The organism is Microbacterium sp. LjRoot205 (assembly GCF_056175745.1).
Window position 1 is genome coordinate 37,680 of sequence record NZ_JBGFFH010000007.1, and the last position, 13,497, is coordinate 51,176.

Below are 13,497 nucleotides of genomic sequence, written 5' to 3' on the forward strand. Positions count from 1 at the left end.
GCCCCCGCGGGCGGATCAACGGAATTCGGACGTGCCCTCGTCGTACTGCTCGCCGAGGTTCGTGTTGGTGGTCTCCGCATCCTGCGTGCCCGTGATCAGACCCTGGAGCTCCTGCACGATCACGTCGTAGAAGCCGGGAGCGGGCCAGTCCGGGTAGAACGAGAGCCCGTCGGCGTCGAGCACGCCGTTGAAGGTCTCGATGAGCGCCGCGCTCTTCTCGTCGGTGATGTCGGCGGTGTCGGCGGCGACCGGGAGGCCGCCGTTGTTGCCGATGATCGCCTGGATCTCGGGGCGCATCGTGATGTCGATGAACTCGTAGGCGAGCTCCTTGTTCGCAGCGTTCTCGGGGACGACCCAGAGGTTGCCGGACGAGCCGAGCGACAGGTCGGCGCCGGGGAACGCGGTCATCGTCCAGTCGAAGCCGGTCGCCTCCGACACGAAGCGACCGAACCACCAGGATCCCGACACGAAGATCGGCGAGGTGCCGTTGATGAACGAGACGCCGGCGTCCTCGGCCTTGACCGAGGAGACGTCCGAGGCGATGTAGCCCTTGTCGACGTAGTCCTTGAGCGTCTCGGACGCCGCCGTGACCTCCGGGCCCTGCCAGTCGACCTCGCCGTCGTACAGCTGGTAGGAGTCGACGAAGCCGCGATCGCCCTCGAGCAGCGCGAGCTGGTACCAGAGCTGTCCGAGGGGGTACTCGGCGCCGGCCTCGGCGAGCGGGGTGACGCCCTGCGCGACGAACGCGTCGAGGACGTCGACGAACTCCTCGTAGGTGGTGGGGATCTCGAGACCCGCCGCGGCGAAGGCATCCTGGTTGTAGTAGACGCCGACGAACTCGCCGTAGTTCGGGACGCCGAACCAGGTGTCGCCGCCCATGACGCCGTCTTCGGAGTACTTCGCGGTGGTCTGCAGCGAGGGAGCGAGCTTCTCATCCCATCCGTACTCCTCGACGGCGTCGGAGATGTCCGTGATCAGTCCGGTGGAGGCCAGGAATCCCGCCGTCGCATTGCCCTTGTTGAATTCCATGAGGTCGGGTGCCGCGTCGGTGTCGAGCACCTGGCTGGCCGTCTTCTGGATCTGCTCGAAGGACTTCTCCTCGAACTCGACGGTCGCTCCGGTCTCTTCTTCGAAGATCGCGATCGCCTCGGCCCAGGCCTTTCCCATGGCGCTGTCCGCACCCTCGTAATGCCAGAGCTTGAGGGTGTCTCCGTCGCCGCCCTCGTCTGCCGAACCGGCAGTGCAGCCGCTCAGTGCGATGCCTGTCGCGGTGAGCGCGGCGAGAGCCGCCAGCGTCTTCGTCCTGCGTGTGGTGCGTGCCATCGTCGGCACTCCTTTCTCAGTGGCCCTGGGGCCGGACACTTCAGTGGGTCGGGTGTTCAGTTGTGATGAGGCAGTCGTCGAAGCGTTTCGACAACAGCGATGCKGCTGCGTTCTCCGCGGGCGGTCACTCCCGGGCAGGGGCGACCGAGCCGGCGACGTGGTACTCGGGGGGGATGAGATGGATCTGGGCGGGCGTGCCCGGCTCTTCCAGGTGCCGCACGGCGAGATCGACGGCGAGCTCGCACGACTTCTGCGGCACGAGCGGGATCGTGTCGACGGGAACCGCGAGCGAGGACGTGTCGAACGATGCGGCGGCCGAGATCACCGACACGTCCTCGCCGACCGTCAGCCCGTGGGCTGCGATCGTCTCGAGGAGGATCTCGTGCACATCGCCGACGGCGTGCACGATGAACGCACGGACGCCGCGGCTCAATGCCATCTCGGCGGCGGCGCGCACAGCGGACGCGTCGGTCGTCGTGTCTCCGGTCGTCGCCCAGTCGAGGTCGACTCCCCGCTGGGCCGCTCGGTCCTGCACGCCGAGGAGCAGTCGTCGGGGGAAGTTCGACTTGCGGTACGAGACCTCGGTCTGTCCGAGCAGGGTGACGGAGGTGTGCCCGGCATCGGCCAGTCGGTCGACGGCGAGATGCCCTGTGCCTTCGAAGTCGAGGTCGACGCAGGTCAGACCGTCCGCGTCGTCCGGGATGCCGATGAAGACGGTCGGGGAACGCAGGGATCGGGCGATCTCCGCTCTCTCGTCGTCCGGCGCCACGTCGAGCACGAGGATGGCGTCGACGAGGTTGCTCGCGGCGACGCGGTTCATCCCCTCGGATGCCTGCTCGTCGGTCAGCAGCAGGATGTCGTAGCCACGGCGGCGGGCGGCGACTGCTGCAGCGAGCACGAAGGCCATGTGCGTGGGGGCGTGGGTGTCGGCACGGAGAGGCTCGGTGAGTCCGAAGATCTGCGTGCGGCGGCCAGCCAGCATCCGTGCTCCGGCATCGGGCTCGTAGCCGAGCGTCTGGACCGCGTCCTCGATGCGCCGACGCGTCTTCTCCGAGACCGGGCGCTTGCCGCTGAGCGCGTAGGAGACCGTGCTGATCGACACTCCGGCGGCCTGGGCCACCTCGTGAATCGTCGTCATCAGGACTCCATCGTCGCTATCGGTTCATCGTCGAAGCGTTTCGCTTGCGCTTCCGAAAGTGATGATAGGCAGAGTTCGACGCCGCGCGCAACACTTTTGTGGTCATCCGCAACAAATTCGTGCTCGAGGCTGCGGGAGCGGTCCCATCACGTCACCTGACAGGGCGACGGGGCCTCGATGGGGGAGGGGATTCGAGACCCCGCCGCCGGTCTACGAAGTGACGCGGATCTGGGCGATGACCTCTGAGTACTCGGTCTCGCCGACCGGAGTGAACCCGACACGCAGGAAGAACGCCTCCGGGCCGTCTTCTCCGGCCTCGTAGATGACGTTGACGTGGTCGAAGCCGCGGTTGCGGGCCTCCTCGAGCAGGCTCTCGACCGCGAAGCGGCCGACGCCCTTGCCCTGGCCTTCAGCGTCGACGTTGATGCGCCACAGCACCGAACGGAAATGCTCCTCGGGAGCATCGGCGTCGAAGTTGGCGCTGACGAACCCGACGACCTGATCGTCTTCGAGGACGACCCGCTGCCAGGAGGTCTGCGGGTTGATGACCGTCGCCGCGATGCCGTAGGACACCGGAGCGAGGAACTGCTCCTGTCCGGGCTTCAGCGACAGGTTGTTCACGGCGACGATCGTCGCAGCTGAGAGTTCGACCATGCGCAGTTCGGACATAGTCACAGGCTAGCCCCTCGCGGGGGTGCCCGCGCAGAAACCTCGACTTTCGTCAGGGGTGCGCACGCGCAGAATGCCGGAAGTCGATGTCGGCGCCTCCTCGCGGCGAACGTGCGCCGGGAGCGCCTCAGGTATCTTGGTATCGAGACAAATATGCCCTCGCGAACGGAGAACCTCCTGGTGACCGACGACGCCATCATCTACACCTACACGGACGAGGCACCGGCTCTCGCCACAGCCTCCTTCCTGCCGATCATCAAGGCCTTCACGGGGCAGGCGGGCATCGAGGTCGAGACCCGCGACATCTCGCTCGGCGGACGCATCCTCGCCGCATTCCCGCAGAAGCTCGCTCCCGAGCAGCAGGTGGGCGACTCGCTCGCCGAGCTCGGCGGACTCGCGACGCTCCCCGAGGCGAACATCATCAAGCTCCCGAACATCTCGGCCTCGATCCCGCAGCTCAAGGGCGCGATCGCCGAGCTGCAGTCGCAGGGATACGACATCCCTGACTTCCCGGACGAGCCGACCTCCCTCGAGGAGAAGGACGTCCGCGCTCGCTACGACCGCATCAAGGGCTCCGCGGTCAACCCCGTGCTGCGCGAGGGCAACAGCGACCGCCGAGCGCCTCTGGCAGTCAAGAACTACGCCAAGAAGCACCCGCACCGCAACAAGCCGTTCGCGGAGGGCTCGAAGACCCGCGTCGCGACGCTCGGTCACGACGACTTCAAGCACAACGAACGCTCCTGGGTCGCCGCACACGACGACGTCCTGAGCTTCCGCCACACCGCCGCTGACGGCACCGTGACGATTCTGAAGGAGGGGCTGAAGGTCCTTCCGCGCGAGATCATCGACGCCACGTTCCTCTCGGCCGCGCACCTCGACGCCTTCCTCGCCGAGACGATGGAGACGGCGAAGAACGACGACATCCTCTACTCGGTGCACCTCAAGGCCACGATGATGAAGGTCAGCGACCCGATCATCTTCGGGCATGTCGTGAGGGTGTTCTTCAAGGACGTGTTCGCTCAGTACGGTGACAAGCTCGCTGAGGCGGGCCTCAACCCGAACGACGGTCTCGGGTCGATCCTCTCGGGTCTCGGCGGCATCGCCGGCGGCGAGGAGATCGCCGCAGCCTTCGACCGCGCGCTCGCCGAGGGCCCGCGCGTCTCGTACGTGAACTCCGACAAGGGCATCACGAACCTGCACGTGCCCAGCGACGTGATCGTCGACGCCTCCATGCCCGCGCTCGTCCGCAACGGCGGGAAGCTGTGGGGCGAGGATGGCGGCGAGGCCGACACCCTCGCGGTCATCCCGGACTCCTCGTACGCGAGCGTCTACCAGGCCGTCATCGACGATGTGATCGCGAACGGCCCGCTCGACCCCGCCACGATCGGCACCGTGCCGAACGTGGGGCTCATGGCCCAGGCGGCCGAGGAGTACGGCAGCCACGACAAGACCTTCGAGATCGCCGCTCCCGGCACCGTCCAGGTCCTCGACAGCGAGGGCACCGTGCTGATCGAGCACGAGGTCGGCGCCGGCGACATCTGGCGCGCGACGCAGACCAAGCACATTCCGGTCATGGACTGGGTCAAGCTCGCCGTCACGCGCGCTCGCGCCTCGGGAGCGCCCGCGGTGTTCTGGCTGGACGCCAACCGCTCGCACGACGCGCAGATCATCGCCAAGGTGCACCAGGGTCTCGCGACGCTCGACACCAAGGGGCTCACGATCACGATCCTCGCCCCCGAAGAGGCCACCCGCTACACGCTCGCGCGCATGCGTCACGGCCTCGACACCATCTCGGTGACGGGTAACGTGCTGCGTGACTACCTCACCGACCTGTTCCCGATCCTCGAGGTCGGCACCAGCGCCAAGATGCTGTCGATCGTCCCGCTGCTCGCGGGCGGCGGACTGTTCGAGACCGGTGCCGGTGGCTCTGCGCCCAAGCACGTGCAGCAGCTCGTCGAGGAGAACTACCTGCGCTGGGATTCCCTGGGCGAGTTCTTCGCGCTGGCCGCTTCGCTCGAGCACTTCGCAGACCGCACGGGCAACGAGAAGGCCCGCGTCCTCGCGGAGACGCTGGACGCTGCGACGGGAACCTTCCTCGAAGAGGACCGCTCTCCTGGTCGCGCTCTCGGCACGATCGACAACCGCGGAAGCCACTTCTACCTGGGGCTCTACTGGGCGCAGGAGCTCGCGGCGCAGACGAAGGACCCCGAGCTCGCGGCGTCRTTCGCGCCGATCGCCGCCACGCTCGCGGAGAACGAGGAGAAGATCGTCTCCGAGCTCAACGCCGTGCAGGGCAAGCCCGTCGAGATCGGCGGCTACTACCGCCCCGACGACGCACTGGTCGAGGCCGTCATGCGCCCGTCCACGACGCTCAACGGCATCGTCGACGCACTGAGCTGACACGGACAGACGAAGGAGGGGCCGGATGCACGCGCATCCTGCCCCTCCTTCGTCGTTCTTCCACCACACGCAAGGCTGCGGCCTTCAGAGCCGGGCGATACGCAGGGCCGCGGCCTTCAGGGCCGACTGGTCGCCAGCTCTGTCGCGAGCGAGGCTCAGTAGTGGACCGACACCTCGAGGCCGACCGGCGACCACTCGTAGACGTACTTGGCGACGTCGATCGGCATGTTCACGCAGCCRTGGCTGCGCGGGTTGCCGAAGTCGTTGTGCCAGTAGGTGCCGTGGAAGCCCTCGTCGCCGTTGAAGTACGTGACCCAGGGGACGTTCGGCGTCTCGGTGATCGACCCGTCCGGCTCGCGGCTCTTCATCGTCTGCTCGCGCACATGCGCGTAGACCCGGAAGTTGCCGGTGTCGGTGGGCGTCGCGCTCTTGCCCGACGAGATCGCCCACGAACGGACGACGGCGCCGTTCTCGATGAGAGTCGCCGTCTGAGAGCTCAGGTCCACATCGATCTTGCGGACCAGGTTGACCGATTCGAACGGGGTTTCGGTCACCTCGATGGGGAAGACGCCCTCGCCGGCCTCCAGCTTCGCCGCGACGTCGGATGCGAGGCTCGAGGTGTCGCCGATCGTGCGGCCGTTGGCGCCTTCGGCGACGGTGCGGAGGATCTCGCCCCCGGAGTCGACGATGTTCGTCGCGTTGACGGGTTCCCGGTTGACGGCTGCGGGGAGGGCGTCGATCGTCGCTTGGATCGCGGCTTCATCCGCGACGACGCTCAGCTCACCCTCGTCCTCGACGACCGAGATCCAGGTCGAGGCGGTCGCCGGGTCGACGGGGACTGTGCGCTCTTCGCCGATGTAGAAGCCGATCGAACCCAGCATCGTGTTCAGTGAGGTGGCAACGGTCGTGGCGTCCTCGTCGGTGACGGCGGGGGCAGCTTCGGCCGGATCGCCGGAGAACTCGAGGCTCTTCCCGCCGTCCGCGATCGTCGCGACGATCGCGGCGGTGAGGCCGTCGACGTCGACGCCCGTGCCCGGTGCCGAAGGCGTGATCGCATAGCCTCCGCCCGCGGCGTCGAAGACGACGCCGGCATCGACCGGGTCTTCGAAGCTGGACGGCACTGCCTCGCGCAGCGCGGATTCCGCGGTGGCGGGGTCGAGAGTGATGTCCCCGGCGACGGGATCGCCCATCCATGCGGTGACGTTCCAGAGCGGACGCTCCGCGAAGGCCGCGTCGGCGAGCGCGGTCGCATCGATCGCGGCACCGAGGTCGGCTCCTGTCAGGACGATGTCGTCACCGGCTCCGGTGAGAGTGACCTCGGTCTCGGCGACGTGAGCCTGGATGGTCTCTGCGGCGGCTCCGGGAGTGAGCCAGCCGACGGGGATTCCGGCGACAGTCGTGCCCGGGGCGATCAGGATCATCGATGCGGCGCCTGCGCCGAGGGCCAGGGCTCCCACGCCGAGGCCGATCCACAGGCCGAGACGCTTCTTCTTGGGAGCGGGCTCGTTCGGTGCCCAGGCGAGCTCCCGGTCGCCGCTGCTCGGCGGCTGGGAGTCGGTGGGAGCATTGCCGGAGTCGCCGGGCGCGCCGTTCTGCAGCTGGTCACCGGAGGCGGTCGCCTCGGTCAGCTTCTCGGTCTTCGCATCCTGCGCTGAGATCAGATCGGTCACGAACATCACCCCCCGGTTTCTCGCGTGTCTTTAGCAATATGCTACGCGATCGCGTATAACGGGGAGGCAACGGTCCGTGGACCTGTGGAGATCCCTCTCGCGTCAGTCGGTGACGACCGCGAGGCCGTCGATCTCGACGAGCATCTCCTCGCGCGGGAGACCGGTGAAGACGGTGGTGCGCGACGGCAGGACGCCGCTGGTCGTGTGCGCGGTCACGAAGGCGCCGTACGCGTCGTTCATGATCGCGAAGTCCTCGCGCTTGGTCAGGTAGACGCGCAGCATCACGACATCGTCGAACGTCGCGCCCGAGGCCTCGACGATCGCCTTGACGTTCTCGAGGGTGCGCGTGGTCTGAGCTGCGACATCGCCCGGGAAGAGATACTCGTTCGTCTGGGGATCGACGGGACCCTGACCCGAGACCTGCACGATCGGGCCCTTGCGGATGCCCTGCGAGAAGGTGTGGGCGGGGGCGGGGGCGGCGTCGGTCGACACTCGGATCTTCGCGGTCATGAGGCCAGCCTAGTAGCCTTGTTAGATGCCTCTACAAATCCCGGATCCTGTTCTCGGCACCTGGGCGAAGGGTTTCCCTTCGCGATCCGCGGGGCTCCGACTCTCGGAGGTCGCCGGGGCGGGTCTGCACCTCTCCGACCTCGTCACTCCGGTCCTGACGGTGCATGAGGCCGCGCTCGCGCACAACGAGTCGACCGTCTTCGCGTGGGCGGAGCGACAGGGTGTGCTCCTCGCGCCGCATGGCAAGACGACGATGGCACCGGCGCTGTGGCAGCGACTTCTCGACGCGGGGGCGTGGGGTATCTCGGTCGCGACGCCGTGGCAGGCGGAGGTCGCCGTCGAGGCAGGGGTCTCCACCGTGCTCATCGCGAACTCGGTCACCGATGGCACGGCCGCACGCCATCTCGGCGAACTGCTCGCTGCGGATCGCGATCTGCGGATCCTGTGCTGGGCGGACTCCGTCGGCACCGTCGGCATCCTCGCAGACGCGCTCGAGGGCGCTGATCGCCCGCTCGACGTGCTCGTCGAACTCGGCGGCAGGGGTGGCCGCACCGGTGCCCGCAGTGTGGAGGAGGGCGAGCGCATCGCCCAGGCGATCCTCGAGGCACCCGGTCTGCGGCTCGCCGGCGTCACGGGATACGAAGGTCCGTTCGGCCCCGACCGGGAAGACGCCTCGGTCGCGGCGGTCGACGCCTATCTGTCGACGCTGGTCGAGCTGCATCGACGTCTCGCCTACCCGCCCGACGTCCGCCCCGTGCTCAGCGCAGGCGGCAGCGCTTTTCCTGACCGAGCCGCGGCCGTATTCGCCCCGCAGCGCGGGGATGCCGACATCGTGCTGCGTTCGGGGGCATTCCAGATCCACGACGACGGCTTCTACTCGCGCATGTCGCCGTTCGGCCCGCTGACATCGACAGAACCGCTGCGATCGGCGATGCATGCCTGGTCGCGCGTCGTCTCTCAGCCAGAGCACGGACTCGCACTCCTGGATGCGGGGCGTCGCGACGTGCCGTTCGACCTCGATCTGCCCGTGCCGCAGTCGGTCGAAGGACGGATCACCGCTCTCAATGATCAGCACGCGTTCCTCGACCTCGCAGACGGCGCGGGTGTCGCCGTCGGCGACGTCGTGCGCCTCGGGTTGTCGCACCCGTGCACGGCCTTCGACAAGTGGCGAGTGGTGGCGATGATCGACGACCCGGACGCAGCGGATCCGCGTGTGATCGGAGCGGTGGCGACATGCTTCTGAGCGCCGAGAAGCCGGTGCGGGTCTACCGCGGTGCCACGGTGGTCGACGGTACCGGCGCCGAGCGGTACGTCGCCGATGTCGCGGTCGAGGGATCGCGCATCGTGGCGGTGATCCGCGAGGGCGACGAGAGGCGGCTGGAGCTGCCGGCGGATGCGGTCGAGATCGTCGCCACGGGGTTGGTCCTCGCGCCCGGTTTCATCGACATGCACGCGCACAGCGAGCTGGCCGTGCTGCGCGGAGCCGCGCACGACGCCAAGATCCTGCAGGGCGTCACGACGGAGGTGCTCGGCCAGGACGGACTCGGCTACGCGCCGCTCGACGATGCGGCAGCAGCAGTGATCCCCGCTCAGATCGCGGGCTGGAACGGCATGCCGTCCGCTGCCCCCTGGCGCTCGATGGGTGATCTGCTCACCGCGATCGACGAGGTGTCGGTGGCCAACGCCGCCGTCCTGGTGCCTCAGGGCAACCTGCGGATGATGGTGGTGGGTCACGAGAACCGCGCGGCGACCCGCGAGGAGATCGCGGAGATGTCCGGCATCCTCGGCGAGGCACTCGACGCGGGAGCGTTCGGGATGTCGAGCGGGCTGACGTACACCCCCGGCATGTACGCCGACACCGCCGAGCTGGAGGCGCTCTGCCGCGTCGTCGCCGAGCGTGGCGGATACTGGGCGCCGCACACCCGAAGCTATGGCGGGGGAGCCCTCGACGCCTACCGTGAGGCGCTCGACATCGGTCGCCGCACGGGGTGCCCGATCCATCTGACGCACGCGACGATGAACTTCGCGCCGAATCGCGGACGCGCGGCGGAGCTGCTGGCACTCGTCGACGAGGCGCTCGACGACGGCGTCGACGTCACTCTCGACACGTACCCCTACCTTCCCGGCGCCACGACGCTGTCGGCGTTGCTTCCGAGCAGGCTCGCCGAGATAGGTGACCTGCTGGCGACCATCGCCGCCCTCGACGAGGCGGGTCGCGAGGCCGTGCGCGTCGAGCTCGAGGAGATCGGCTGCGACGGATTCCATGGAGAACGCGCCGACTGGTCGGCGATCCAGATCTCCGGCACCTCCTCGCCTGACCTCGCAGACCTCGTCGGGCGCACCGTCGACGAGATCGCCGCATCGTCCGGCAGACGCGCCGTGGACGTCGTGCTGGACACGATCCTCGAAGACGGCGGTGCGACCGGCATCCTGATGCACATCGGAGACGAGGACAACGTCCGCGCGATCATGCGGCACCCGCGCCATTGCGGCGGCAGCGACGGGATCCTGATCGGGGCGCGACCGCACCCGCGGGGCCGGGGAACCTTCCCCCGCTATCTCGGGCACTATGTGCGCGAGCTCGGTGTCCTCTCCCTCGAACAGGCCGTTCGGCATCTGTCCGGCACGCCGGCGATGCGACTGGGCCTCGATCGGGGCGACGCACCACGAGGCCTGATCCGCGAAGGAGCGACGGCCGATCTGGTGCTGTTCGATCCCGAGACCATCTCGGCGGGGGCGACGTTCGATGAACCGCACCGCGCACCGGTGGGGATCGACGAGGTGCTCGTCGGCGGTGTGCCCGTGGTGGTGGCGGGTCGCGCGTCCGGTGCGACGCCGGGTCGTGCTCTGACCATGACTCCCGCGCCCCATCGTGCGCCTGTCCCGAACATCCGCTCGGTGATCGATCCGGCCGCTGCCCCTTTCGACTGGACTGCTCGCACACCGGTCACGGCTCCCGACGCGCTCGCCATCAGCGCGACCCGTCTCGGCGGCCTTCGCGCGGCTCCGGACTCGCCCGCCGTGATCACCCTCCGCATCGACGAGTCGCTCTCCGACGAGCCGTTCGCCCGAGAGCGCGTGGGCGCAGAAGCCTTCCGGGTGACCGTCGCCGCCCACGGGATCCAGGTCTCGGGTGCCAGCCCCGCAGGAGTGTTCCGAGGTGTCACCCTGCTGCGGCAGCTGCGCGAACCGGGCGCTGATCGTGCACGGGTCCCCGCGGGGGTCTGGGAGTCCGCGCCCGCCTACGCCTGGCGGGGAGTGATGCTCGACGTCGCGCGGCACTTCCGCCCCGCCGAGGATCTCGAGCGACTGGTCGATCTGATGGCCGACCACCACCTCACGCACCTGCATCTGCACCTCACCGACGACCAGGGATGGCGCTTCGAGGTGCCGGGGTTCCCGCGTCTGACCGAAGTGGGCGGTCGCCGCGAGGAGACGCAGCGGGGCCACGGTCCTCACGCGACGGTCGAGGCCGGTGTGCACGAGGGGCACTACACGGATGCCGAGCTGCGCCGCCTTGTCGCCTACGCCGCCCAGAGATTCGTGACGGTCGTGCCCGAGGTCGAGCTGCCGGGGCATATCCAGGCGGGTCTCGCCGCCTATCCCGAGCTGGGCAACACCGACGTCGGCGAGCCTGTCGTCGTGCCGTGGTCGCGCTTCGGCGTGAATCCTCGGACGCTCGCCCCGACGGACGAGGCTCTCGCCTTCGGGCGGGCGGCGATCGACGCGCTGTGCGATCTCTTCGATTCTCCGTGGATCGGCATCGGCGGTGACGAGGTTCCGGTGACCGAGTGGACGCAGAGCGCCGCTGCGCGCGAACGGATGCGCGAGCTCGGTCTCGCGACTCCGCACGATGTGCAGCCGTGGTTCACGGATCAGTTCGTGGCGCACGTCCGCAGCCGCGGACGCACCGCCCTCGCCTGGGACGAGGTGCTCGAGGGCGACGTCCCCGAAGGAGTGCAGGTCCTTGCGTGGCGTGGCCCCGTCGCCATGCGGGAGGCGCTGCGGCGCGGCATCCCTGTGATCGCGTGCCCCGACCTCGAGGTGTATCTCGACTACCCGCAGTCGGAGTCGGGGGAGGAGCCGATCAGGGTCGGGCCCCCTCTGCCGATCGAGCGCGCGTACGCGCTGCGCGTCGAGGACGGCGCGTCCGGAGGGCAGGCCAACGTGTGGACCGAGCACCTCCCGACGAGAGACCGTGTCGACTTCGCGATGTTCCCCCGTCTCGCGGCGATCGCCGAGCGGCTGTGGGACGGCGGCGAACCTCCCCCGTACGAGGGGTTCGCCCGCAGGCTTCCGACCCACCTCAGACGCCTCGCGGAGTCAGGGGTGCGGTATCGTCCTCTCGACGGTCCGACACCGACGCAGAGGCGTCCTGGAGTACCGGGGAAGCCCCTCACCCGTGAGGCTCGGCAGGAGATCGTGGCCGGGCTCGTGGAGCGCCTGTCCGGGTCCCACGGCACCGCCGACGGGGTACTCTCGGCATAATGTAACGTTTCCGTAACCCTCCCTGTGCTACATGAGGCAGGGGTTGCGAAATTTTTGTTCGTAAGGTCTACTAACAAACATGTCCGTATCGGATGGATCGCGTCCTTCGACGTCGCCAGATTACGTCGCCGCGAGCGCACACGCCTTCGGCCCCGGGCGCCACCTGCGCTCTCGATCGAAGGTGCTCCCGGAGCACGCTCGCGGCCACAACCGCGCTCTCGTTCTGCAGACTCTCTACCACTCGGGCGCGATGAGTCGTGCGGACCTCTCACGAGAGACCGGCCTGACGCGAGTCACCATCTCAGACCTCGTCGCCGAGTTCATCGCCGACGGCATCGTCGTCGAGATGGGAGTGCGCGAGACGGTCGGACCGGGCAAGCCTCCGATCCTCATCGACATCGACCGCGTCGGTCACCAGATCATCGGACTCGATCTCTCGGGCCCCCATGCGTTCGTGGGCGCTCTGCTCAGTCTCGACGGCGACGTGCTCGAGCGCCGCGAAGTGCCACGGCCCGAGAGCGCAGACGGCGACGCCGCCTACGCCGCCACCCTCGAGCTGGCGCGCGCGCTCGCCGAGACGGCGACACAGCCCATCCTCGGCGTCGGAATCGGCAGCCCGGGTGTCGTGCGCCCAGACGGCGTCGTGCTCAGCTCGCCGAACCTGGGGTGGAGCAACCTGCCTCTCGAGGCGAAGCTCGGCATCGATCTCGACCTGCCGGTGCTCGTGCGCAATGACGCCAACGCCGCCGTGCTCGCCGAATACACGTTCGGCGAGGCGAAGGCCGACTTCATGCTCATCAAGATCGGTCGAGGAGTCGGAGCAGGGGTCATCACCGGCAGCCAGCCGCTTCTCGGCAGCCGCTTCGCCGCAGGCGAGATCGGGCACGTCGTCGTCGGCACAGACGGCGGTCCCCGCTGTGCGTGCGGCAAGGACGGCTGTCTCGAAGCCTGGTTGAGCGAGACGCGACTGCGCCCGGCCATCGCGGCCGCTCCCGAGTCACGTGACGAGATCCTCCGCGACGCCGGAACACGCATGGGCATCGCGATAGCCCCGATCGTGGCGGCCCTGGATCTGTCCGAAGTCGTGCTCTCAGGCCCGGAGGATCTGCTCGACGGCGTGCTGATCGACGCCGCGGTCGAGACCCTGCACGCACGGACGCTCGAGGGCGTCTTCGAGGATGCGCTCATCCGACGCACGCATCAGGAGGACATCGTTCTGCGCGGCGCTGCCGTGATGGTGCTCTCCAGCCAGCTGGGCGTCTCGTGACCTGCATCTGCGGACGTGACCGCAGCCTCGAC

At 68.4% G+C, this 13,497-nt stretch carries 9 protein-coding genes; 4 read left to right on the forward strand and 5 right to left on the reverse strand.

Going from position 1 to position 13,497, the window contains the following annotated elements; all coding sequences use genetic code 11:
• Positions 1-15 precede the first annotated feature (15 nt).
• The 3 genes from AC04ME_RS13650 to AC04ME_RS13660 all read right to left on the reverse strand — a co-directional run bounded on the left by AC04ME_RS13650 (position 16) and on the right by AC04ME_RS13660 (position 3,130).
• Complete coding sequence (locus AC04ME_RS13650) at positions 16-1,323, reverse strand: ABC transporter substrate-binding protein (RefSeq protein ID WP_309686637.1); 1,308 nt, start codon at positions 1,321-1,323, stop codon at positions 16-18.
• Between the two features lie 124 nt (positions 1,324-1,447).
• Positions 1,448-2,461: a LacI family DNA-binding transcriptional regulator gene (locus AC04ME_RS13655; protein WP_079112408.1), complete on the reverse strand. Its 1,014-nt coding sequence runs from the start codon at positions 2,459-2,461 to the stop codon at positions 1,448-1,450.
• 210 nt (positions 2,462-2,671) lie between these two features.
• On the reverse strand, positions 2,672-3,130 hold the full coding sequence (locus AC04ME_RS13660; protein WP_042539308.1) for a GNAT family N-acetyltransferase: 459 nt from the start codon (positions 3,128-3,130) through the stop codon (positions 2,672-2,674).
• 180 nt (positions 3,131-3,310) lie between these two features.
• Between AC04ME_RS13660 and AC04ME_RS13665 the strand changes: the two genes are divergently transcribed.
• Entirely contained in the window at positions 3,311-5,530 is a 2,220-nt protein-coding gene (locus tag AC04ME_RS13665) for an NADP-dependent isocitrate dehydrogenase (RefSeq protein ID WP_042539464.1), read from the forward strand.
• Positions 5,531-5,685: 155 nt separating this feature from the next.
• Here AC04ME_RS13665 and AC04ME_RS13670 read toward each other — a convergent pair whose 3' ends face one another.
• Positions 5,686-7,206 carry a L,D-transpeptidase family protein gene (locus AC04ME_RS13670; protein ID WP_475435614.1) on the reverse strand — a complete coding sequence of 507 codons (1,521 nt, stop codon included), beginning with the start codon at positions 7,204-7,206 and terminating at the stop codon, positions 5,686-5,688.
• A 96-nt stretch (positions 7,207-7,302) separates the two neighbouring features.
• Positions 7,303-7,710 (reverse strand): RidA family protein, encoded by a 408-nt coding sequence (locus AC04ME_RS13675; RefSeq protein WP_042539310.1) that lies wholly within the window; start codon positions 7,708-7,710, stop codon positions 7,303-7,305.
• Positions 7,711-7,735: 25 nt separating this feature from the next.
• Between AC04ME_RS13675 and AC04ME_RS13680 the strand changes: the two genes are divergently transcribed.
• The 3 genes from AC04ME_RS13680 (at position 7,736) to AC04ME_RS13690 (ending at position 13,465) form a co-directional block, all read left to right on the forward strand.
• Positions 7,736-8,953, forward strand: a complete 1,218-nt coding sequence (locus AC04ME_RS13680) for an alanine racemase (protein ID WP_475435477.1) — start codon at positions 7,736-7,738, stop codon at positions 8,951-8,953.
• Complete coding sequence (locus tag AC04ME_RS13685; RefSeq protein WP_475435479.1) at positions 8,944-12,198, forward strand: family 20 glycosylhydrolase; 3,255 nt, start codon at positions 8,944-8,946, stop codon at positions 12,196-12,198. Before AC04ME_RS13680 ends, AC04ME_RS13685 begins: the two co-directional genes overlap by 10 nt.
• 79 nt (positions 12,199-12,277) lie before the next feature.
• Positions 12,278-13,465, forward strand: a complete 1,188-nt coding sequence (locus AC04ME_RS13690) for an ROK family transcriptional regulator (RefSeq protein WP_042539314.1) — start codon at positions 12,278-12,280, stop codon at positions 13,463-13,465.
• The last annotated feature ends 32 nt before the right edge of the window (positions 13,466-13,497 follow it).

Excerpts from the sequence above, each read along its gene's own strand:
- AC04ME_RS13655 (WP_079112408.1), bottom strand. The coding sequence starts at position 2,461 with ATGACGACGATTCACGAGGTGGCCCAGGCCGCCGGAGTGTCGATCAGC.
- AC04ME_RS13690 (WP_042539314.1), top strand. The coding sequence starts at position 12,278 with ATGTCCGTATCGGATGGATCGCGTCCTTCGACGTCGCCAGATTACGTC.
- AC04ME_RS13675 (WP_042539310.1), bottom strand. The coding sequence starts at position 7,710 with ATGACCGCGAAGATCCGAGTGTCGACCGACGCCGCCCCCGCCCCCGCC.
- AC04ME_RS13660 (WP_042539308.1), bottom strand. The coding sequence starts at position 3,130 with ATGTCCGAACTGCGCATGGTCGAACTCTCAGCTGCGACGATCGTCGCC.
- AC04ME_RS13680 (WP_475435477.1), top strand. The coding sequence starts at position 7,736 with ATGCCTCTACAAATCCCGGATCCTGTTCTCGGCACCTGGGCGAAGGGT.
- AC04ME_RS13650 (WP_309686637.1), bottom strand. The coding sequence starts at position 1,323 with ATGGCACGCACCACACGCAGGACGAAGACGCTGGCGGCTCTCGCCGCG.
- AC04ME_RS13685 (WP_475435479.1), top strand. The coding sequence starts at position 8,944 with ATGCTTCTGAGCGCCGAGAAGCCGGTGCGGGTCTACCGCGGTGCCACG.